Source organism: Flagellimonas taeanensis (assembly GCF_003584105.1).
In the GTDB taxonomy this organism is placed as follows: Bacteria; Bacteroidota; Bacteroidia; order Flavobacteriales; family Flavobacteriaceae; genus Flagellimonas; species Flagellimonas taeanensis.
The window spans coordinates 57,178-79,592 of the sequence record NZ_QXFO01000008.1 but is presented as its reverse complement, the minus strand read 5'-3'; the positions used below and the strand labels follow the sequence as shown (position 1 = coordinate 79,592).

The following is a 22,415-nucleotide window of genomic DNA, read 5'->3' as shown; positions in this document are numbered from 1 at the left end:
ATGTTTGGTCTATACGGTTCGGTTAGGTTTAATTCTCAAGATCCACATCTCATCATCATACGAGGCGTTCAGCCTAGTATAATATGAGGTAAGCGCATTGCCCCAGGTCTCGTGCTTTTTAAGGTACACGTATCTCAACTTGTCTTTTGGGTTGATGAAATAACTGGCATTCAGTCCTTTGGAATTCAGTTCTTTTACAAATTGCTTTGCACTCGATGAACTTTCAAAGACATTCGCAATAATGTAAAAACCTGAAGGAAGCCCATCAATGGAATCCGAACTATATGAAACCCCAGAAGCTCCTTTGACTCCTTTGTTGGCTACATTTTTATGCAGTACACTGTTTCCATATTTGGATTTTGGACCATTGTTATCTATGGCGGTATAGCCACCTATGGTTGAGTCTCCCCCATTGACCTTCATTATCCAAGCATCGCCGCTATATGCACCGTTCATTTTGGTGCGATAGGCGGTCAGTGCTTCGGATTTGTTCTCAAAATCGCCAATGTAAACGTAGTTGAGCCCGTTCTTTGGATTTTCAAAATAGTCGGCCTCTATGCCCTGTGCGCGCAGTTCTTCAATGAACGCACTGACATTGTCGGAATCCCGGAATACATTGGCAATCAGGTAGTGGCCACTTTGCACATTGGGAACACTGTGTGATTTGAAACGCGATTTGTTGCTGGCGCCGGCCAAAGTTTGATTGATATTATCCCTTTTTACAGGTGAATTTGCCGCCACATCAGAATCTGATTGTGGGTCGGATTTCTTGTCATTCAAACGGATGACCTTTTTGGCTGCCGTGGTATTGGTCAGACCATGGTTGGAAAGGGGCTGCGTCTTTCTGGCCACAATATCCGCAGTGTCCATGTTGTTAAAGTACAGTTGCTTGGCCTTTTCCTCCAAAGCGGGGTTTTGGCCGTTGGTCTCCCGTTTCACCATTTTCATCACGGTCTCGAACCTTCTTTCCAAGTCTTGTCTTCTATTGGTCTCGATGGAGTCTTGGCGCATCAACAGCTCGTCCAGGATGGCATCGTTTTCTGCCAATTTTTCCTTGAGCTGGGCAATTTCAAAATCCTTTTCGGTAAGGTTCAGGCTGTCCTGTGGCACATTCTCGTTTTCCACAAGGGATTCGTTCTCTTTTTCCAACATCACACGGTCTTCGGTCAGGTTGGGAGTGAACGAATAGGCCAAAGAAATCTCGTGGGTGACCCCAAAATTTTCAAACTCGTTGGAAAGCCCCTTTTCAACGGTATATCCCAGAGAAATGTTTTTGGTCAGGTTGAAACCAAGTCCTGCAGATGCTCCGTAGAAATCGTCATAACCCGCTTGCAACCAACCCAATTTCGGCAAATCGAGAATCAGGTTACCCCCTAGCGTAATGTTTTCTTCCCCCACTTTTCGCACTCTGGCCAATGGCATTAAACGAGCGCTTTCCATGATACCTCTACCGTTTTCAAACGGATGGGTGTATTGTAGGTGTCCAGAGTATGTTTTTTCGTTGAATTCAGTAACAGATTCGCTGGTTTTCAGATTATAATCGAACAGGTTTTCTGCAAATCCTCCAATATCGAACCGACCAACAGAAAAGTTGAAACCAGGCTGAAAACTTACCAAAGAGCTACTTTCCAAGGTGTTCAAGAAGGGGTCGTCCTCTATAGAGTTGGCCCTATCCTGGTTGAAAGCACTTTGATAGTAGCTTACATTCGCCCCAAAAGTAAAGGAGCTCTTAAGTCCCAAACGCACTCCATAAGCGTAGTTGGCATGTACACCAAAGTTGTTGAAAAGCCCTTCACGATTGGTGAACAAGCTCAGACCCACACCACTTCTATCACTCACCCTACCACTATAGCTCAAGAAATAGACCTGATTGTTGTCATCAAAAGATACCGATTGGTTTCTGTGAAACAAATTGATATAGGACTTATCTTCGCGAACTGTCGAGAACGTTGGGTTTATCAAGAACCTATTGAATTTCAACAGGTTCTGGGAAGGGACGTTGTAGGGTACAAAAGGGTCCTCTTCCTGTCCGCGCATTCCGGAAAAGACAAGTAGCAAGATTGACGTAAGTAGTAGTAGAGGTTTTTTGGTGTGCATTTCTGCTTATTTAATAACAGTTATGGTTCCTTGTTTCAGGCTTTTTCCACCCCTTGTGATCTTGTAATAAAAAATCATGCTCTGTTTGTTGAAAGATGTGGTGGATTGTGGCCAGTTGTTTTCATAGCCAGCTTGGCTGAAAACTTGTTCTCCCCTTTCATTGAAAATGGTAACGAGAACATTGGGGTCCCGGGAATAGGTGTTGGGCAGTACCCAGAGATCGTTGATACCGTCCCCGTTGGCAGTGATGACATTGGGTATGGCAAACATGTCCCTATAGGTGACCGTGATGACCCTGCTTACGGTGCAAGTTCCGAAGCTGGCGACCAAAAGGTATTCCCCTTCCTCTTGGAAGCTATATGAGTCTTGTGATGATATCAAGTTGTTGCCCGCATCATACCATTCGTAGGAGTCGGCACCGCTTGCGGTAATCGTTTTGGTCTCCCCTTCTATGATGATGAGGTCTTTGGGCTTGTCCAGCACCAATAGCGACTCATCAAAGGCACTGACGTTGACTTTGTTGGAAGTCAGTGGACAATCGTATTCTTTTAAGATCAATTCATAGGCACCTGTTTCACTTGCGGTCAAGCTTTCAGAGGAAGTATCAATGACCGCCCCGTCTTTTTTCCATTCAAATGATAAGCCCGAAAGGTCCATGGAGCTCGTAAGGACAATGGCCTCGCCACCTTCGCAGAGCACTGTTCCATTGGCACTTATTTGTAGGGACTGATTGACCATCAACTTCACCTCTTTCGTGTTGGATGTGGCGTTGAAGTCATCTATGGTACCGGTCAGTACGTACGATCCGTTTTTCTCATGGCTGGAAAGGGTAATGGTCTTTGAGGTCTCCCCGTTGACCAAATTCCCGTTCCATTTCCATTGGTAGGAGAAGGAGGATTGCAGGTCAGCAGTGACATCCGTTTTCGCTCCACTATCACTGACCGCATGGATGGCTGTCAGGCTCAAGGTTGCATCTGTATTTTCGCAAGCGGTATAAGTTCCCACAAAATCGATTTCAATTTCAAACGAATCTGGAGAAACTACGGTGGTCTTCGTCGAGGCAATGGGTGCTGCGGAGCAAGGGCCACCATTTTGGGTAACCTCTACATAATACTCGCCTATCGAATTGATATTCAACGAACTGTTTGTGGCTCCAGAAATGGCTGAGCCATTTTTATACCATTGATAGGTGGGAGATGTCGCTGTTGTGTTCACAGATAGGGTTTTGGTCTGTGAAGGCAATAGCACAATGTTTTCCTGGTTCGCCAAGGTCACATCAAAGGAGCCTGTGGCCGAGACCGTTACGGCCGCTGATTTTTCTTTACATATTCCCGAGCCGCCTATTTCAACTGCATAAGTACCTTCAAAACCTGAGGTGCTTGTGTTTATGGTGTAGGTGCTGCCATTGACCGTAGGGCCGCTTATCACGTTTCCGTTCTTGTACCAAGTATAGGAATATCCTTGTCCTGAAATGTTGGCCTCAAGCATGTAGGGGTCACCTGGACAGACTTCAATATTAGTTGCGCCATTAATTGCAATTCCAGTGCTGTTACCTGTATTTACCGTTACGTAATTGGATAGCGTATTGGCCGCACCTGAACAAACAGAACCATAATCCAGTTCCACATAGTACATTCCAGGATCTGAAACGGTAATGCTTTCTGATTTTTCGGACAATAATGTCCCACTTCTATACCAATTGTAGCGGTAGGTACTGGCATTGGGGATATTGTGTGGTTTTAAGGTCACAGAGCCTCCCCCACAGATTTGGATCTCGCCTCCGGATGGGATAGACCCGCTTCCGTTTTCACTGATCAACAACGGAGAATTATAATCAATGAAATACATGGAATAGGCATCTGAAGCCGGACTGGTCTTAGCCGGACTCGTGCTTCGCACCCTGAATTTGAAATTTTCACCACGGGTATCTGCTGGTAATGAGAACTTGAACTCAAAATCCAAAACGGCGTTTTTATCGCTCGCCCTGGCCAACTCAGTGGGTGAACCGAAATAACCGTCCGAATCTGAAAGCTCCAAGATGAACACGTTGTTGGAATTTACCATTGGAGGCATCCATGTAAAGTTTACGAAGTATTCATTGAACCCACTTGATGCACATGCAGCATCCCAAGGCCTAGAACTTCCAATGTTTGGGTTGGGGGCAGGTGTGGGCTTGTTCAGCACCTGGGCCTGTAGAGTACTGGTACCAAATAGCATAAAAGCCATGGCCAGAACCAGTATGCTATACGTTGAACCATTTGTTTTCATCTCCGTTAGATTTTAAGAGGTTATGGGCAATAATGCCCTAGTTAGTTTGTGCCCCTTAATGTAATTAGTCCATAAGGCCGCTTTTGACCGCCTTAATCGTATAGTATTCCATTAACAAAGATGTTTTTATTTTCATCGAAAGGAAAGATATTGTTGTAGGCGGCTCCAAAAGTGTTGTGAAATGGCTTTCTTTGTATACTCTACAGCGTGAATCATAGCTATGAAGAGTGGATTTGCTACATTTGCGCTTCAAATTTTTGATATGGCGGAAGAAGTTAGATCGCTGAATTTTATCGAACACATCATAGAAGAAGACCTAAGAAACGGGTATGCTCCGACAAGCCTTAGATTCCGCTTCCCTCCTGAGCCGAACGGGTATTTGCATGTAGGTCACGCAAGTTCCATTTGCCTGAACTTTGGTCTGGGTCTACGGTACAATGCACCCGTAAACCTTCGGTTCGACGACACCAATCCGGCAAAGGAAGAAAAGGAGTATGTGGAGGCCATCAAGGAAGACGTTGCTTGGTTGGGGTATAAATGGGACACGGAATGCTATGCCTCGGATTATTTCCAGCAATTGTACGATTGGGCCGTTGAGCTCATTAAACAGGGAAAAGCCTATGTGGACAGCCAATCTTCCGAAGAAATGGCGTCCCAAAAGGGAACACCCACAGAGCCCGGCAAGAACAGCCCTTTCAGGAGCCGATCGGTTGAGGAGAACCTCAAGCTTTTTGAGGGCATGAAGAACGGTGATTTCAAGGAAGGCGAACATGTGCTCAGAGCGAAGATAGATATGGCTTCTTCCAATATGTTGATGCGGGATCCGGTGATGTACAGAATTCTTCACAAACCCCACCACAGAACGAATACCGATTGGTGTATTTATCCGATGTACGATTGGACTCACGGAGAGAGCGATTACATAGAGCAAGTCTCACATTCCTTGTGTACACTGGAGTTTTTGCCTCATAGGGAACTATACGATTGGTTTTTGGACCAATTGGTATCTAAGAATAGACTACGTCCCAAACAGCGTGAATTTGCCCGTAGGAACCTAAGCCACACCATCGTGAGCAAGCGTAAATTGCTCCAGTTGGTGGAAAGCGGGGTAGTTGCAGGGTGGGATGACCCAAGGATGCCCACGATTTCAGGCCTCCGGAGAAGGGGATATACCCCTGAGTCCATTCGGAATTTTGCGGAAACCATTGGAATTGCCAAGCGAGACAATGTAGTGGATGTATCCCTTCTCGAGTTCCATGTGCGAGAGCATTTGAACAAGATTGCTCCCCGAGTTATGGCCGTGCTCAATCCCTTGAAATTGGTCATTACCAATTATGAAGAGGGCAAGGAGGAGTGGTTGGAAGCAGAGAACAATCCGGAAGATGATTCCGCTGGATACCGACAAGTACCTTTTTCTAGGGAATTGTATATCGAACAAGATGACTTTAGGGAAGAGGGCAATCGTAAATTCTTCAGGTTGAAGTTGGACGGGGAGGTCAGGTTGAAGAATGGCTATATCATCAAGGCCGAAAGCTGCACTAAAGATGCAGACGGAAAAGTGATAGAAGTACAATGCACCTACGATCCAAAAAGTAGAAGTGGTTCCGGCACAGAGGAAAGCTTGAAAAAAGTGAAGGGCACCCTACACTGGGTTTCCATTCCACATGCGATTACGGCAGAAGTGAGATTGTACGATCGGCTTTTCACGGACCCGACACCAGGGACGCACAAGGACAAAGATTTTATGGAATTCATCAATCCGGATTCCTTGGAGAAGGTCACCGGATATTTGGAGCCCAGTATAAAAGACGCGCAGGTTGGGGACCAATTCCAATTTCAGCGGATGGGTTATTTCAATGTGGACAAAGATTCTACAAAAGAGCATTTGGTATTCAACAGAACGGTGCCGTTGCGTGACACTTGGGCCAAATTGGACCAACAGGACTAGCATTACAATTAACTATTGTAGCGGCCGCTACAATAATATTTAACTATCATAAATGGCCCGTTCAGGGCCTTTTTCATGCGCTTTTGTTTTCGGGCAACCCATTTCCTTAAATAAAGATGGAATCACGGATTATTGGGCGTTATTTTCATTTTTTTGCACATTTTTAGCTTCAGCGTCAATCTTTGCATGGATAGCATCAAGCCGGGTTTCCATGTTGGCTTAATTTAGGGGAACAAGCATTTTGCACATCATGCTGCAGAATGGAAATCTGATTTATTAACCCTAAAAATTTATATCATGTCAAATAATAGTGGAAATGTATTGGTGGCCTTGTTGACAGGTGCCGTGGTTGGAGCCGGAGTTGGAATCCTATATGCACCCGACAAGGGAAAGAAGACCAGAAAAAAAATAAAGAACAGCGCCCTTAAGGCCAAAGAGGACATTTCGGCCAGTATATCCAATGCCAAGGACGAGTTTACCAAATCTGCAGAGGCCAAGAAAATGGAGTTCGAAGAAAAATTGGAGGACACGCTGTCCAATATGAGCTACAAGGCTGATGATATCATTGTCGCACTTGAAAAGAAATTGGAAGATTTAAGGAAGAAGAACGCACAACTTCAAAAGTAATCCATGTCAATCTTCGATATCAAGGAACATATCACCGAAGCGGAGGACAGTGCTCGATCCTATGTGGATAGCAGTATCCAATACTATAGGTTGAAGAGCTTTAAGTCGATGATGCAAGGCATTACGGTAACCGCAAAGGTACTGTTGATCGGGGCCATGGCGGCCATGGCCTTGTTGTTACTCTCCATAGCCGCTTCCTTTTGGATCGGGGATGTATTGGAGAGCAATGCCAAAGGCTTCCTTGTGGTGGGCGGCTTCTATATACTGATTGGTCTTTTCATCTATATGTTTAGGAAACGCTTGGAAACCCCGTTGTTGCGAAAATTTTCTGAATTTTATTTTGATTGATATGAAAGCAAGAAAGTACAGTTCATTTGAGGAAATAGAGCAGGACATGAAAATCCTGCAGCTACAGCGAGAGATTGATGAGGAGAAACTGAAGTATGCCTTTCAGAGTACCAAGGAGGAACTCAATCCTACCAATCTTTTTGGGGGATTCAGTGGAATAGCCAAAAAACTGGCCCTATCGTTTGTGACGAGCAAGATCCTTAAGAGTTTTAAATAGTCCACCCTAATACTTTAAATGGAAAAGGCACCAATTTTGGTGCCTTTTTTATTCTTATTCAAATGGATATTATTCCTCTTTCTTTTTATTTTGTTGCTTTTTCATGGCTTCCCCGATTTGGTTGCTCGCCGTGAACGAGGCCACCATGTTGTTGAGCATATCACTGCCCGCTTGTGGAGAGTTGGGCAGCAGGATGAGATTGGTATTGGTCTCTTCGCCAATGGCCTGTAGTGTGTCGTAGTGTTGGGTCACCACGATCAGTGCTGAGGCCTCTTGTGAATTGATGCCCACCTTGTTCAGCACCTCTACAGATTCTTCCAGGCCACGTGCAATTTCACGGCGCTGATCGGCGATACCTTGTCCCTGCAGTCTTTTGCTTTCTGCTTCGGCCTTTGCTTTTTCCACGATGAGGATCCTTGCGGCATCCCCTTCAAATTGGGCAGCAATCTTTTCACGCTCCGAAGCATTGATACGGTTCATGGCAGCTTTGACTTGTGCATCCGGGTCGATATCGGTCACAAGGGTTTTGATGATGTCGTATCCATAATCCAGCATGGCATCTTGTAGTTCGGCTTTCACGGCGATAGCAATGTCATCTTTTTTTACGAACACATCATCCAGCTTCATTTTGGGTACTTCGGCACGTACCACGTCAAATACGTAGGAAGTGATCTGATCGTGTGGATATTCCAATTTATAGAAGGCTTCATACACCTTGTCCTTGATGACTACATATTGAACGGATATTTTCAGTTTTACGAAAACATCGTCACGGGTCTTGGTCTCAACAATGACATCGAGCTGTTGGATCTTTAAGCTCAAACGGCCTGCGATACGGTCAACAAGTGGAATTTTCATCTGTAGGCCAGAGTTACGTATACTGTGGAACCTACCAAAGCGCTCTATGGTCACAGCGGTCTGTTGCTTTACGATAAAAAAGAACTTGAACAGGATGACAAGCGCAAAAAATATAATCGGAATCAAAAAATAGTTGCCCATAGTATTTGGATTTTATGTTAGAAATGGAAATTACAAAACTCTGGTACATCATAAGTAGCCATCCATCAAGTTTTGTTACACATCCATCAATTCTACAAATTAGAAACGGCTTTTTTTATTCGATGGATGCTTTCTTCCTTGCCAATGAGCTCCATAATGTCGAAAAGGTGTGGCCCTTTCATTTCCCCGACAATGACCAATCGTAAGGGAGGCATCACTTTTCCAAAGGAAAGTTCTTTTTCGGAGATCCATTCCTTCACTTGGGCTTCTACAGTCGCAGAATCAAAGTTGTCAATGCCTTCCAAAATACCCACAACTGCTTCCATGATTTCTGGGGTGTCCTCTTTCCACTGCTTGCTCACTGCTTTTTCATCATAAGTGGATGGGGATTCAAAAAAGTAATTCCCCAATGCCCAAAGCTCCGCCACAAAACTTGCCCGCTCTTTGATGAGCGAAACTACTTTGGTCACATAATCGGTATTAAAGCTTTCTGCCTTTTCGCCCAATTGTTTGGTAAGCTCTTTTGAGAACATTTCTGCCAGTTCAGCATCGCTTTTCAGTTGCATCCACTGCTGATTATACCATTTGTTCTTTTCTGGGTCAAAACGGGCACCGGACTTGTTCACGCGCTCCAAACTGAAGCTCTGTACCAGTTCTTCCAAAGTGAAGATTTCTTGCTCCGTCCCTGGGTTCCAACCCAATAGGGCCAAAAAGTTGACCACCGCCTCTGGAAAGAAACCGGCCTCCTTATACCCTTGTGATTCATTCCAAGACAATGGAAAAACGGGAAATCCACCCTTTTCCCCATCACGTTTGCTCAACTTGCCCTTTCCAACGGGCTTCATGATGAGGGGCAAGTGGGCGAACTGAGGAGCTTTCCATCCAAAGGCATCATAAAGCAGTTGGTGGAGCGCCAAAGAGGGTAGCCATTCTTCCCCGCGGATCACGTGGGTGATCTTCATCAAATGGTCGTCCACAATATTGGCCAAGTGGTAGGTTGGCATGCCATCACTTTTGAAAAGGACCTTGTCGTCCAAAATGTTGGTGTCTATTTTGATTTCCCCGCGGATGATGTCGTTCAACAACAATTGTTCATTTTCGGGAGATTTGAAACGGATGACATACTCATGTCCAGCATCCAGTTTTTTTTGTACTTCTTCCTTGGACAGTGAAAGGGAATTGGCGAGTTTTAATCTGTTGTGCCAATTATAGATGAAGGTCTTGCCCTTGGCCTCATGGTCCTTTCGGTGGTTGTCCAGACTTTCTGAAGAGTCAAAGGCATAATAGGCCTTCCCTTTTTCGATGAGCTCCAAAGCATAGGCTTCATACAGGTTTTTGCGCTCACTCTGGCGGTAGGGACCATAGGTTCCTTCTTTGCCCGGTCCTTCATCAAAAAGGATATCGCACCAGTTCAGTGCCTGAACAATGTATTCCTCAGCACCTTCTACATAACGGTTCTGGTCCGTGTCCTCGATGCGAAGCAGAAAATCACCACCGTTCTTTTTGGCAAACAGATAGTTGAACAAAGCGGTGCGGAGGCCGCCAATATGCAATGGCCCTGTGGGGCTAGGGGCAAAACGAACCCTTACTTTCTCACTCATGGTACATTAGTTGTGCTGCAAAGATACATTGTGGGAGCTGATTTGGGAAGCGATAGAACGAACCCTTTGCTCTTGTTCTGGAGGCAATCCTTCCAATGTTTAACAAAAAATTTCTTCTGATTAATTCAGGATCAGGTAATTTGGTGGCAAATAACAAAGAATTTGAATACCTATCAGGACATATTGGCCAAGCTGGAAAGCTTTACAAAAAGGTTTTATACCAAGCAATTGATCAAAGGAACACTCCTTTTTTTGAGTTTGGGACTTCTTTTTTGGATTGCCGTCATGTCTTTGGAATTCCTCTTGTGGTTGAATCAGGGGTGGCGATTGGCGCTGTTTTGGCTATTTGTATTGGCGGAATTGTTCCTACTCTATAGGTTCATTGTGGTTCCCTTGATGTATTTGTTCAAGATCCGTAAAGGTATCGGAAACAAGGAAGCGTCCCAATTGATCGGGAAGCATTTTTCCGAAGTGGATGACAAGTTGTATAATCTGCTTGAGCTTTCGGAGAATCCCAATAGATCAGATCTTTTGCTGGCTGGCATCGAACAACGATCCATGAGCCTTGGTACCATTCCTTTTTCTGAGGCCATCAATTTTAAGGAGAGCTACCGTTATGCCAAATACATCATCATCCCATTGGTGTTGCTCGGGTTTATTTGGGTGACGGGCAATATTGTTTCCTTCTTTAATTCATACAACAGGGTGGTCAATTATGATTTGGCCTATGAACGTCCAGCTCCATTCGCTTTCAAGATTTTGAATGAACGCCTGGAAGTTTTGGATAGCGAGCCTCTCACGGTCAAGGTCGCAATTGAGGGAAATGTCAGGCCTGAGAGCGTTTATATGGTCGTTGATGGAAAGGAATTGTTGTTGAAGCAGGAGGGAGATGTGTATTCGTACACGTTTGAAGCACCCGTTGCCGAAACCAATTTTTATCTCACTGCAAACGGGTGGGATTCCCAAAGCTATACCATCAAAAGTTATGCAACTCCTGCACTGTTGGATTTTGAAATGCAATTGGATTTTCCAAAGTATCTCAACAGGATTTCAGAAACCGTTACTGGGACCGGTAATGCCACCATTCCAGAAGGCACTAAAGTAAGTTGGAAAATTGAGGGGCAACATATAGGGAGAATCGATTTGACCACTACCGACACCATCCAAGCATTCAGCAAGGACGGTGATACCTTTTCCTTCACGAACAGATTGTTCAGCGATTTTGATTATGAACTGAGCACTGCCAATGAGCATGTTTCCAACTTTGAGCGCTTGGCCTATTCGTTGGACATTGTCAAAGATGCCAGTGCCACAGTACGCGTGGAACAGATTTTGGACTCCTTGAACCCCAACCAGTCATTCTATACCGGACAGGCTGCTGACGATTACGGTATCCAATCCATTAGGTTGGTTTGCTTTCCAAGTGATGATTCTGAGGATGTACAACGTATTACTTTGGAACGACCAAGTAGCAATGTCCATCAGTTTTACTACACGTTTCCCTCGGGATTACAGTTAGAGCCTGGAAGAAATTATAAGATTTACTTTGAAGTGGTTGATAATGATGGAATTAGAGGTGGAAAGATTACTAAAAGCCAAACATTTTCAACCACCTTTTATGATGATAACCAATTGAAAAACAAGGAATTGGAGTTTCAAAATTCTACTTTGTCCAAAATGGGAAATTCTTTGGAAAAGTTCAAGGAACAGGAACAGGCATTGTCCAAACTGAACCAAACCCAGAAAGAGGAAAAGGCATTGCGTTTTGAGGACAAGAACCAGATCAAAGATTTTCTGCAAAAGCAGCAGCAACAAGAGGAGTTGATGAAGAAGTTCAGCAATGAACTCAAGGAGAGCATTGGCAAGAACGAGAATAGTGAGATGAAGAAATTGCTCCAAGAACGTTTGGAACGCCAAGAGATGGAGGCCAAGAAAAATGCCGCACTGCTGGATGAACTCAACAAGTTGGCTGATAAGATCAACAAAGAAGAACTGCAACAACGCTTGGAGGAATTGGGCAAGAACCAAGGGAAGAATACCCGCAACTTGGAACAGATTTTGGAACTTACCAAACTGTATTACGTCACCGAAAAAGTAGCCCAGATTGCCAAGGAACTCGATAAGCTTTCTGAAAAGCAAAACACGCTTTCCGAGCTAAAACTTGGACAAGACTTTTCAGACAAAGAGCAACAAAAGTTGAACGAGGATTTCGATCAGCTAGAAAAAGAGATCAGGGAAGTAGAGAAGGACAACGAAGAACTCAAAAAGCCCGTTGATATCAACACGAGCAAAAAAGAGACGGATGTCATCAAACAAGATCAAAAGGATGCGTTGGACGAAATCAACAAGCAGCAAGGAAACGAGCAATCTTCCCAAAACAACCAGCAACAGCAATCTCAAAACAATGCCTCAAAAAAACAAAAGTCTGCTGCTCAGAAAATGAAAGAAATGAGCCAGGCCTTACAGCAAAGTGCTGGTGGAGGGGGTGGCTCAAGTGACTCTGAGGATGCAGAAATGTTGCGACAGATTTTGGACAATTTGGTCACGTTCTCGTTCAAGCAGGAAAACCTTTTTGATAATCTTCAAAGTGCAGATGTGGATATTTCCCAGTTTTCGAAAACGGTCAAAGACCAGCAAAACCTTAGGCGACTTTTTGAGCATGTGGATGATAGTTTGTTTGCACTGTCGCTTCGAAGGGTAGAACTCTCGGAATTCGTCAACGAGCAGATTGCCGAAGTATATTATAATATAGACAAGTCATTGGAAAGTATTGCAGAGAACCAAATCTATCAAGGGGCATCTTACCAACAATACGTGGTCAATGCAACTAATGCGTTGGCCGATTTTTTGGCGAACATCCTGGATAATATGCAACAGAACATGGGCTCTGGGCAAGGAGGCAGTGACGGCCAAGATTTTCAATTGCCGGATATCATCAAAGGTCAACAAAGCATACAAGAAAAAATGAATGGAGAAGGGCAGCAGGGCAGCAATCCTGAAGAAGGAGGTAAGCAGCAAGGATCGCAAGGAGAAGGCAAAGAGCAAGGCGAAGACGGTAAAGCAAACCAAAATGGGCAAGAAGGACAAAATGGCGAGGGCAATGAGAATGGAAGTGCTGAAGGTAGCCGAGGCAATGGAACTGATGAAATGGGCATGAGTGAAGTTTATGAAATCTATAAAGAGCAACAGTATATCAGGGAAAAGTTGGAAGAGCAATTGCAGGATATGATCCGAAAAGAAGACCAGGACTTGGCCAAAAAACTGCTGTTACAGATGGAGGATTTTGAGAATGACCTGTTGGAAAACGGGATTACTGATCGAAATCGGACCAAGGCCAACAACATTCAGCATCAGTTGATGAAATTAGAGAATGCATCTATGGAGCAGGGGATGAAGGAACAGAGGGAGAGCACCGGCAATAAAATTGACTACACTAATCCTATTACCACAAAGCCAGAACTGCTTAAAGATTACCAGAACGACATTGAAATATTAAATAGACAAGCACTACCTTTGCGCCAAAATTTTGAGAAGAAGGTAAAAGTATATTTCAATAATGATCGAGTTCCACTTTAAATCTGATCTTGTCCTGCAAGGAAAGACCGATTATTCCGATTGGATAACTAGAATTTTGGAATCCGAATCTTTTGTTGCTGGTCAGATTGACTACATTTTTTGTACAGACGATTATTTGTTGGATCTCAATATGCAATATTTAAACCACGATACGCTCACAGATATCATTACTTTCGACTACACGAAAGGAAAGACCATTTCTGGCGACGTATTTATCTCAACCGAGAGGGTCGAAGAAAACGCCAACTCTTTTGGTGTAACCTTCGAGAACGAACTGCTTAGGGTGATGGCACACGGATTGCTACATTTGATGGGATATGGGGATAAGGTGGCCGAACACAAAGCGGTAATGAGACAAAAGGAAGAAGAGAAAATCAAAATGTTCCACGTGGAACAATAGGTATGTTTGAAAAGGAATATGACGTCATAGTTGTTGGGGGGGGACATGCAGGAGCTGAGGCTACGGCCGCGGCTGCCAACATGGGTTCTAGTACACTTTTGGTCACCATGAACCTGCAGACCATAGGGCAGATGTCCTGTAATCCGGCTATGGGCGGAATTGCCAAGGGTCAAATTGTTCGTGAGATTGATGCACTTGGCGGCTATAGCGGAATCATTACGGATAAATCCGCCATTCAGTTTAAGATGCTCAACAAATCCAAAGGCCCTGCCATGTGGAGCCCTAGGGCACAGAACGACCGTATGCGTTTTGCGGAAGAGTGGCGAATGGCCTTGGAGAATACACCCAATGCCGACTTCTATCAAGAGATGGTCACTGGGCTATTGGTCGAAAAGGACAAGGTTGTTGGTGTTAGGACATCCTTGGGAATAGAGATCAGATGTAAGGCGGTTGTCCTTACCAACGGTACATTTTTGAATGGCCTTATTCACATTGGAGAGAAACAATTTGGCGGAGGTAGAGCAGGAGAAAAGGCAGCAACGGGAATTACGGAACAGCTGGTTGAACTAGGTTTTGATAGTGGTCGGATGAAAACAGGTACTCCACCAAGAGTCGATGGACGTTCCCTGGATTATGAAAAAATGATACCACAGCCTGGAGATGACAGACCTGAGAAATTCTCTTATTTGAACACTCCGTTTTTAAAAGTCCAGAGAGACTGTCACATGACCCATACCAGTGCCTTGGTGCACGATCTTTTGCGAGAAGGGTTTGATAGGTCTCCCATGTTCAATGGACGGATACAGAGTATAGGACCCCGATATTGTCCCTCGATTGAGGATAAGATCAACCGCTTTGCCGATAAGGATGCGCACCAGATTTTTGTAGAGCCCGAAGGGTGGAATACGGTAGAGGTTTATGTGAACGGTTTTTCGACTTCCTTGCCGGAAGATGTTCAATATAAGGCCCTCAAATCTGTAAAGGGATTTGAGCACGTTAAGTTTTTTCGACCTGGATACGCCATTGAATACGATTATTTTCCGCCCACACAATTGAAGCATACGCTTGAGACGAAGTTGGTAAACAATCTGTATTTTGCAGGACAGATCAATGGTACAACAGGCTATGAAGAGGCGGCTTCCCAAGGACTTATGGCGGGCATCAATGCCCATCTTAAAATCAACGAAAAAGAACCCTTCGTGCTCAAAAGGGACGAAGCTTACATAGGTGTTTTGGTGGATGATTTGATCACCAAAGGGACCGAAGAGCCATACCGAATGTTTACTTCAAGAGCAGAATACAGGACCTTATTAAGACAGGACAATGCAGATTTGAGGCTCACACCCAAAGGATACGAAATTGGATTGGCCAAAGAGGAACGGTTGATAAGGATGGAAGAGAAGCAAGAAAAGTCCAGACATTTTGTTGATTTTTTCAAGAAGACCAGCTTCGATCCAGAAGAAATGAATCCTATTTTGGAGTCCGTTGATTCTGCTTCTGTGCGACAGTCCGACAAACTTTTCAAGGTTTTTTCAAGGCCTAAAGTCACCATGGACCACATGCTTCAATTGGAATCAGTTTCCGGTTTTGTGAAAGAGCATGATTTGGATACCGAGGTGATGGAACAGGCAGAAATTGAAGTGAAATATTCGGGATATATCGAAAAAGAAAAGAGCAATGCCGACAAATTGCATCGTTTGGAGAATGTCCGCATTCCCGACGATTTTGATTACTCCAAATTAAAATCGCTTTCCTACGAGGCAAGGGAAAAGTTGGAGTCCATTCGTCCTGTGACCATTTCGCAAGCCTCTCGAATCAGCGGTGTTTCTCCGGCGGATATTAGTGTGCTTTTGGTCTTTTTAGGGAGATAAGAATAGGTTTGTTCCACGTGGAACACTGTTTTAAGATTTTACCTCCCTTTACGGTATGGCTTAATTTTTGATGAAATTTGGTTCAAGCCAAACCATCATGAAAAGATTTCTGATTATTTTATCCGTCCTCTGTACAAGTTCTTGCATTCCGTTGCGAATAGCTCCAAACATAAAAGATTATAAGATCACACATGGGAAAAAATTCAAAAGGGGATTGCCCAAGAAAACCATTTTTGTTTTTGAAGACCCAAAGGACGCCGACGAATTTTACCATTACATCAATACAAAATTTCAACTCAACAATCACTATGTAGATGTGGAGGTGCCTTTTGAAGTTGAAGGCAGCTCTTTTTTCTTTTCATTTTATGAAGTTGAAATCCCAACCAAAACCATCAATTTAATCCCATTGATGATTGATGGGGCTTTATCACAAACATCAGATATGGAACCTGTGTTTGAAGAAATCCACATGTCCCGGAAAGGAAATTGGTATATTGCCATGGAGGTTTTTAACGATTTGGAAGATGATGCCTTACGGGAGGGATCAGTTTCAAGGGAATTGGTTTTACCGTATCTTCGAAACCTGAAAAACGAATATCTGGCCACAGACAATTACAATGAAGTTGTTTTTAAAAACTAAAGACTTTTCTGTTTCCAAAGAAGACTTTGAACTGCATCTGGATGAAGATCTGGACATGTTGGTCACAAACCCCCAACCCGAAGATATAGCCGCATATTATGAAAGTGAGGACTATATTTCCCATACGGATTCCAAAAAATCCTTTACAGACAAACTTTATCAGGCTGTAAAACAAAAAAACCTCCGAAATAAGATTCAACTCATTGAAAATCAGCATGATAATCCAAAGACTTTATTGGATATCGGTGCCGGAACAGGGGATTTTCTGGTCATGGCCCAATCCAAGGGATATGATGTTGCCGGAGTGGAACCCAATGATGGAGCAAGGCAGCTTGCCCTTCAAAAAGGGGTGGCTTTGGAACCGAAACTGGATGGCTTTTCTGGAACAAAATTTCAAACCATTACCCTTTGGCATGTGTTGGAGCACCTTCCCAACCTCCAAGATCAGATAAGCGACATCACTTCGCTTTTGGAAGAAGACGGAACATTGATCATCGCCGTGCCCAATTTCAAATCTTTCGATGCAAAACATTACGGATCTTATTGGGCGGGTTATGATGTACCACGACACCTTTGGCATTTTTCAAAAACTTCCGTCTCCAAACTTTTTGATCGGCACGGAATGGAAGTGGCATCCATCCGGCCTATGTGGTTCGATGCATTTTATGTATCCATGCTGTCGGAAAAATACAAAGGCAACAAATGGTATTTGCCCAACGCATTTTTTGTGGGATTGTGGTCCAACATCAAAGCCGTCTCCAGTAAAGAACATTCTTCCCTGATCTATATCCTCAAACGCAAGAAATAAGTGTTGTCGCGGCCGCTGTTCCATGATTTGGCCCCAACACCCACAACACCATTGCCTCCAAAAGAAACAGTCGTAGAGCCCCGCTGTACGCCCCGAAAACAATAATCATTAATGATTTTCAAGTGAATGTCCCATAAATTTTCCTTATGACTGGAAAAGAACAAATTTTTCAGTTCTTGTAAAGATGATGAAAGCATTCCAAAAGCTTTTCTATTTTTGCGCATCATATAAAACGTGAAAGATGAAAAAATTAGGAGTACTTGCCATTGCCTTGATCGCTATGGCGTGCCAACAGAACAAGATCGGCTTCGTGAACAGCGTGAAACTGATGGATGACTACCAAGAGAGAATCGATCTTGAGGCAAGGTTCAAGACCAAGGCCGATGCCATGGGCAAGAAAAGGGACAGTATTTCCCAAGCCTTCCAGATGGAGCTTCAGGGTTTTCAGGCCAGGGCGGAAAAAATGTCGCAAAAGAATGCCCAGGAAGAATATGCCCAGCTACAACAACGCGGACAGTTTGTGGGACAACAATTGCAGCAAGAAGAACAACAGCTGCAACAGACCAGCCAGACCCAAATGGATTCCTTGGTGAAAAAAGTGAAAAAGGAGATCCAAAAATATGGAAAGGAAAATGGCTACACTTATATCTTGGGAGGTGGCGATGGTGGTGCCGTACTTTATGGGGAGGATACCCAAGACCTTACCGCTGCTATCCTTAAAATCTTGAACGATAAGTACGGAGAGTAAAATTTTTACGAGGAGGTTATACTTTACATTAAAACTTTTCTCTAGAATCCAAAAACAAAAAGCCCATCTTCTGATGGGCTTTTTGCTGTTTAATTATGGTGTTTGGGTTCCCAAATCAATCTTAAGAAAGAACTGATGCGCTCATTTTCCCTGTCAATGGGTATTCCCGCAATGATTCCGATGATCAGATTGTCTGCAATCCCGACTCGCATCTGTGGCCGAAGCGTCATGTCAAAATCATCTTTTTCGAGGGTCTTGTTGAATTCAGCACCGATAAAGTTCCTGGTTCCAGGAATCATGTAGTGGAAACTGGTGTTGATGTCATAGGACGTATGGAACGTATTGTTTTCGAATACCTGCTCGAACATGGGCCCTGTATAGATCAGGGAGTGGAAATTGCTGCCCCATCGTTTCGCAACAACAAAAAAGGGATTATATACATTTCCCGTGATGAGGGGCCTTCCAAAATCCTTAAAGTCTGACAACTCAAATTCATTGATATATCCAAATGCCATTGACGTGGCCATGGGCTCGTTGACAAAAAAAGACCATTGAAAGGCAACTTTGATACTGTTCAATTTATTGGAAGGTATGGCCTCCCTAGGGGTACCGTTGACAGAGGAATAAAAGGTAAATGGCAATTCCACTTCAAGGCCAAGCCTGTCCATTGGGGCCCATTCGTACTCGATGAGGGCCTCATAGGAGTCAAAACTTAGATTATCGGTCAGGCCAAGGCCTATGTTCCATTCTTTTTCCCCTTTTCTTGCACCAAGATCCCGTATCAGGTCAATGTATAGGGGCTCTGCATGCAAAACTTTGTCAGGCTCTTTCTGGTCTTCAACCTCAACAAGGTATAAACTGTCTTTTTCTATGTTGCTGATTTGTGCAATCAAACAGGATGGTGCTGCCAAAAATAGGATTGGCAGCAATATTTTTTTGAACTTCATTGTATTTGATTTGTTTTTTAATAATGAAATGATGGCCCAGTGGTAGTTTGAACCATTGGGAGCCGGTCTTTGGAAAAACAAATCAGGTTTTGGGTGGAGGAATATCGAGTTGATGGAATCCGTTGGTCAAAAAGCGTTCAAAGTCCGGATGTCGCTTTTTTTTGGCCCCGAAGATGGGTTGGGAACCACTTTTGTCAAAAGTAAAATATAGGGTGATTTTTTCACCTCCTTGATTGTTGTGTTCCTCAGCATCGTTGTCATCACATTCGGCAATAGCGTTATCAAAGCCGAGAAGCTTTTCTACCACGAGCTCAATAATGCTTTCCTGATCGTTGAAAGAAAGGTCTTCAGGAAAATGACTGGGCAGTTGATCGGGAGCATCCACGCTAATATTCAAGAAGTATAAGGACATGAACCCCCAAAAGAACCTACTGAACACGCTATTTCTGATGCGAATAAACACAGCGCAAATGTAAATCGTTTTGTGTATAGGACCATCAAAGGCAACAAAGCATTAACAAAAGGTTCATCCTTGAATCAAAACAGATCAAGAATTCAATCGGCCCAGACTCAAATCTTGTCCGTGGAAACCCTTGAAGCAGAACGTCCAGCAACAACACCAATGATAAGGATCTGTGAAGCATGGAACAGCATGAGGGGGAGCAAGATGATTCCCATGGGTATAGAGGCTGGGAATAAAATTTTGGAAAAAACTGTTCCATGTACAAGGGATTTTTTAGTGCCACAAAATTGGGCAGTTATTTTATCCTCGGTACTGAACTGAAGTTTGTTCGCCACAAATCCGATCATAAAATAGACCAGAAAAAACAGTCCCAGTACCCCGATATAAACCAGTGCGAAATCCTTAAGATCTACAGAGCTGAAGACCTTGTCTTCAAAGGAATGCACGAAACTCTTGTAGATGATCAGCAAAATGACCGATTTGTCGAACAGGGTCAAATAAGAGCCATAACGGGCTGCATATTTGCCCAGATATCTGTTCAACAACAAGCCCAATACCAAGGGGAGCAAGATTTCAGTCAAGAGTTTTGTATAAACATCCAGCAGGTCAAAGTCGCCCGCCTGTTGTTCCAAAAAAACACCCATCCAAAGAGGTGTGACCACAATACCGATAAGCCCCGAGATACTTGCATTGAAAATGGCCGCTGGAACATTCCCCTTGGCCAAAGAGACCATCACCACCGACGAGGAAACTGTGGAGGGCAATGCCGCCATGAACAAAAAGGCCAACCAGATGTCGCCGCTTTCTCCAGAACCCAAGAGGGGATGAAAGGCCAAAACGATCAAAGGGAAAAGCAAAAAGACAGATAACTGTACCAGTACGTGCAATCGCCAATTTTTTAATCCGGTCCTGATTTTCTCCGGACTGAGCTTGAGTCCATAGAAAAAGAAAATGAAGGATATGCCCACACTGACAATGCTATCCAAAGGAACTTGGCTGCCCCTACTTCCCAATCCGGGAAAAAAATAGGCCAACACCACTACCAAGATGATGGCCAGCACAAAACGATCTAATTTAATCTTGCTGATCTTTTTTATAAGCATAACGCAATACTCAAGGTAAAGCGGCAAAGATCAACAGAAAATGCTATCCCTGCATCAAATACACCAAAAATACGGTGGGGATGAAGTAGACCACAATGGTCTGGGCCCCGGCATAATCCTTGGCCACACGCTGCCCCAAGAGCAACATCAAAAGAGTAATGGCAGAGAGCACGGCACCCAAAAATCCGATGGAGCTGTCGCCGTCTATCACAAACTGGAAGGCACCCACCCCGCAAAGGATGCCAGAAAGCATTTCCAACACCAATAGGCTCCCCAAGAGCAAAGGCACAAACCCTTTAAAAATAGACTTGGAAAAATGGTCGATGAGCCAGCCCAGATTTCCCTTCCAATCCAGCATTTTGTCAATACCGCTCTGCAAAAAAGTAATGGTCAAAAAAAGCAACAACAAAACCTGTGTCGCATTTGAAATCAAATTATCCATGGGTCAGTATATTTATGCGGCCTTGGCATGCAAGAGACGCGTAAGTTTTATGGACAGGTCCGTAAAGATGAGCTTTGGGTTTCCGTTACGTTCCACGTGAAAAATAGCTGTTTCCAACTCTTTTACAATATCCAAAATATTGTTCTCGTGTACAAACGGGGCAAATTTGTTCAGGTCAAAACCCTCCACATGGATCTTGGTGTGCACCAGTTCCTTGGCGCCATAGTTCAGCAATAGGGCCTGTCGCATCAAACTCAGGCAATAGTTCAGGAACTGTTTTTGGACCTCCCGTCCCATTTTGGACACCTCATCGCTCCACAAAATGAGTTCCTGGATGGCCCCTTTGTTGCCCTTGGCCTTGAATGCGCTACGGACCCACTGAACAAACCATCGTTCAAAGACCAAGTCTTCGGAATCCTTGTTCATCAGGTCCATTGCCTTGTTGAAATTACCGTTGGCCTCTTGGGCAATGGCAAATGCCTCGGTCTGGTTCACCCCTTGTCGGATAAGTTCATCGGTGATTACCTGTTCGGCCAGTGGGGGGAAGTGCAGTATTTGGCAGCGCGACCGAATGGTGTTGATGATCTGTTCCTCTTCTTCCGCCAACAAGAGCAGGACCGTTTTTTGTGGAGGCTCCTCAATAAGTTTCAATAGTTTGTTGGCCGCGGAAACGTTCATTTTTTCGGCCATCCAGACGATGAGGATCTTATAACCGCCCTCGTACGATTTCAACGAGAGTTTTTTCACCATGTCCTGGGCCTCGTCCACGCCGATCTGTCCCTGTTTTTTTTCGATACCGATCAATCGGTACCAATCGAACAGATTGCCATAAGGCTGCTCCTTTACAAACTGCCGCCATTCGTCCAAAAAATGGTCGCTCACTGCGTGGGACTTCACCTTGTCCGAATTGGAAACGGGGAATGTAAAATGCAGGTCGGGATGCGTCAGCGAATGGCACTTGGTGTTGCAGGCCATATTCCCACCCTCGTTTTCGCCTCCGGTATTGCCACAGAGCAGATACTGGGAATAGGCAAGGGCCATGGGCAGGACACCGGAACCCTCAGGCCCCACAAAAAGTTGGGCGTGGGCCACACGGCCCATCTCGGCCGTGGTGACCAAGTGGTTCTTGATATGCTCCAGTCCTAAAACGTTTTTGAAAAGCATGTCCCAAAGATACATTTTTTAGAAGGGCGAAAAAGATGCTGTGAGAAGCAAGAAGCTCCAAACCTCAATGATAATGGTTTGACACAAATTCCACGAATTGCCACAAATGGACCTATACTTGATTCTTTTGATGGAGTTGGGGCAGGAA

At 44.2% G+C, this 22,415-nt stretch carries 19 protein-coding genes; 10 read left to right on the top strand and 9 right to left on the bottom strand.

Going from position 1 to position 22,415, the window contains the following annotated elements:
• Nucleotides 1–9 precede the first annotated feature (9 nt).
• Both D2V93_RS02625 and D2V93_RS02620 read right to left on the bottom strand, forming a co-directional pair.
• Nucleotides 10–2,097: a PorP/SprF family type IX secretion system membrane protein gene (locus D2V93_RS02625; protein WP_119618279.1), complete on the bottom strand. Its 2,088-nt coding sequence runs from the start codon at nt 2,095–2,097 to the stop codon at nt 10–12.
• A 6-nt stretch (nt 2,098–2,103) separates the two neighbouring features.
• Nucleotides 2,104–4,365 carry a T9SS type B sorting domain-containing protein gene (locus D2V93_RS02620; protein ID WP_119618278.1) on the bottom strand — a complete coding sequence of 754 codons (2,262 nt, stop codon included), beginning with the start codon at nt 4,363–4,365 and terminating at the stop codon, nt 2,104–2,106.
• 262 nt (nt 4,366–4,627) lie between these two features.
• Here D2V93_RS02620 and D2V93_RS02615 point away from each other — a divergent pair, with 262 nt between their 5' ends.
• The 4 genes from D2V93_RS02615 to D2V93_RS02600 all read left to right on the top strand — a co-directional run bounded on the left by D2V93_RS02615 (nt 4,628) and on the right by D2V93_RS02600 (nt 7,505).
• On the top strand, nt 4,628–6,313 hold the full coding sequence (locus tag D2V93_RS02615) for a glutamine--tRNA ligase/YqeY domain fusion protein (RefSeq protein WP_119618379.1): 1,686 nt from the start codon (nt 4,628–4,630) through the stop codon (nt 6,311–6,313).
• 297 nt (nt 6,314–6,610) lie between these two features.
• Nucleotides 6,611–6,940 (top strand): YtxH domain-containing protein, encoded by a 330-nt coding sequence (locus tag D2V93_RS02610; protein WP_072876475.1) that lies wholly within the window; start codon nt 6,611–6,613, stop codon nt 6,938–6,940.
• A gap of 3 nt (nt 6,941–6,943) precedes the next feature.
• A complete protein-coding gene (locus tag D2V93_RS02605) occupies nt 6,944–7,288 on the top strand; it encodes a hypothetical protein (RefSeq protein WP_072876477.1) in 345 nt (114 codons plus the stop codon).
• Between the two features lies 1 nt (nt 7,289).
• Nucleotides 7,290–7,505, top strand: a complete 216-nt coding sequence (locus tag D2V93_RS02600) for a DUF6327 family protein (protein ID WP_119618277.1) — start codon at nt 7,290–7,292, stop codon at nt 7,503–7,505.
• A gap of 69 nt (nt 7,506–7,574) precedes the next feature.
• Here the strand turns inward: D2V93_RS02600 and D2V93_RS02595 are convergent, their stop codons facing one another.
• Nucleotides 7,575–8,504, bottom strand: a complete 930-nt coding sequence (locus D2V93_RS02595; RefSeq protein WP_072876482.1) for an SPFH domain-containing protein — start codon at nt 8,502–8,504, stop codon at nt 7,575–7,577.
• A 92-nt stretch (nt 8,505–8,596) separates the two neighbouring features.
• Nucleotides 8,597–10,105 (bottom strand): glutamate--tRNA ligase, encoded by a 1,509-nt coding sequence (gene gltX, locus D2V93_RS02590; protein WP_119618276.1) that lies wholly within the window; start codon nt 10,103–10,105, stop codon nt 8,597–8,599.
• A gap of 162 nt (nt 10,106–10,267) precedes the next feature.
• Here gltX and D2V93_RS02585 point away from each other — a divergent pair, with 162 nt between their 5' ends.
• The 6 genes from D2V93_RS02585 (at nt 10,268) to D2V93_RS02555 (ending at nt 18,148) form a co-directional block, all read left to right on the top strand.
• The gene (locus D2V93_RS02585) at nt 10,268–13,681 is read left to right on the top strand and encodes a hypothetical protein (RefSeq protein ID WP_119618275.1); all 3,414 of its coding nucleotides are present in this window, start codon (nt 10,268–10,270) and stop codon (nt 13,679–13,681) included.
• On the top strand, nt 13,662–14,081 hold the full coding sequence (gene ybeY / locus D2V93_RS02580; protein ID WP_119618274.1) for an rRNA maturation RNase YbeY: 420 nt from the start codon (nt 13,662–13,664) through the stop codon (nt 14,079–14,081). Before D2V93_RS02585 ends, ybeY begins: the two co-directional genes overlap by 20 nt.
• A 2-nt stretch (nt 14,082–14,083) precedes the next feature.
• The gene (mnmG, locus tag D2V93_RS02575) at nt 14,084–15,952 is read left to right on the top strand and encodes a tRNA uridine-5-carboxymethylaminomethyl(34) synthesis enzyme MnmG (protein WP_119618273.1); all 1,869 of its coding nucleotides are present in this window, start codon (nt 14,084–14,086) and stop codon (nt 15,950–15,952) included.
• A gap of 97 nt (nt 15,953–16,049) precedes the next feature.
• Complete coding sequence (locus D2V93_RS02570; protein ID WP_147377347.1) at nt 16,050–16,592, top strand: hypothetical protein; 543 nt, start codon at nt 16,050–16,052, stop codon at nt 16,590–16,592.
• Nucleotides 16,570–17,400 (top strand): class I SAM-dependent methyltransferase, encoded by an 831-nt coding sequence (locus tag D2V93_RS02565; RefSeq protein ID WP_119618271.1) that lies wholly within the window; start codon nt 16,570–16,572, stop codon nt 17,398–17,400. The genes D2V93_RS02570 and D2V93_RS02565 overlap by 23 nt, the downstream gene beginning before the upstream one ends.
• A gap of 241 nt (nt 17,401–17,641) precedes the next feature.
• On the top strand, nt 17,642–18,148 hold the full coding sequence (locus tag D2V93_RS02555; protein ID WP_119618269.1) for an OmpH/Skp family outer membrane protein: 507 nt from the start codon (nt 17,642–17,644) through the stop codon (nt 18,146–18,148).
• An 89-nt stretch (nt 18,149–18,237) separates the two neighbouring features.
• On the opposite strand, the gene D2V93_RS02550 is transcribed toward D2V93_RS02555, so the two are convergent.
• The 5 genes from D2V93_RS02550 to D2V93_RS02530 all read right to left on the bottom strand — a co-directional run bounded on the left by D2V93_RS02550 (nt 18,238) and on the right by D2V93_RS02530 (nt 22,267).
• Entirely contained in the window at nt 18,238–19,095 is an 858-nt protein-coding gene (locus tag D2V93_RS02550; RefSeq protein ID WP_119618268.1) for an HAEPLYID family protein, read from the bottom strand.
• Nucleotides 19,096–19,177: 82 nt separating this feature from the next.
• Nucleotides 19,178–19,507, bottom strand: coding sequence for a hypothetical protein (locus D2V93_RS02545; protein WP_182849925.1), 330 nt, complete (start codon nt 19,505–19,507; stop codon nt 19,178–19,180).
• A 158-nt stretch (nt 19,508–19,665) separates the two neighbouring features.
• Complete coding sequence (locus tag D2V93_RS02540; protein ID WP_119618266.1) at nt 19,666–20,661, bottom strand: bile acid:sodium symporter family protein; 996 nt, start codon at nt 20,659–20,661, stop codon at nt 19,666–19,668.
• A 43-nt stretch (nt 20,662–20,704) separates the two neighbouring features.
• Nucleotides 20,705–21,103: a DoxX family protein gene (locus tag D2V93_RS02535; protein ID WP_182849924.1), complete on the bottom strand. Its 399-nt coding sequence runs from the start codon at nt 21,101–21,103 to the stop codon at nt 20,705–20,707.
• A gap of 12 nt (nt 21,104–21,115) precedes the next feature.
• A complete protein-coding gene (locus D2V93_RS02530) occupies nt 21,116–22,267 on the bottom strand; it encodes a DNA polymerase III subunit (RefSeq protein WP_119618377.1) in 1,152 nt (383 codons plus the stop codon).
• Between the last annotated feature and the right edge of the window lie 148 nt (nt 22,268–22,415).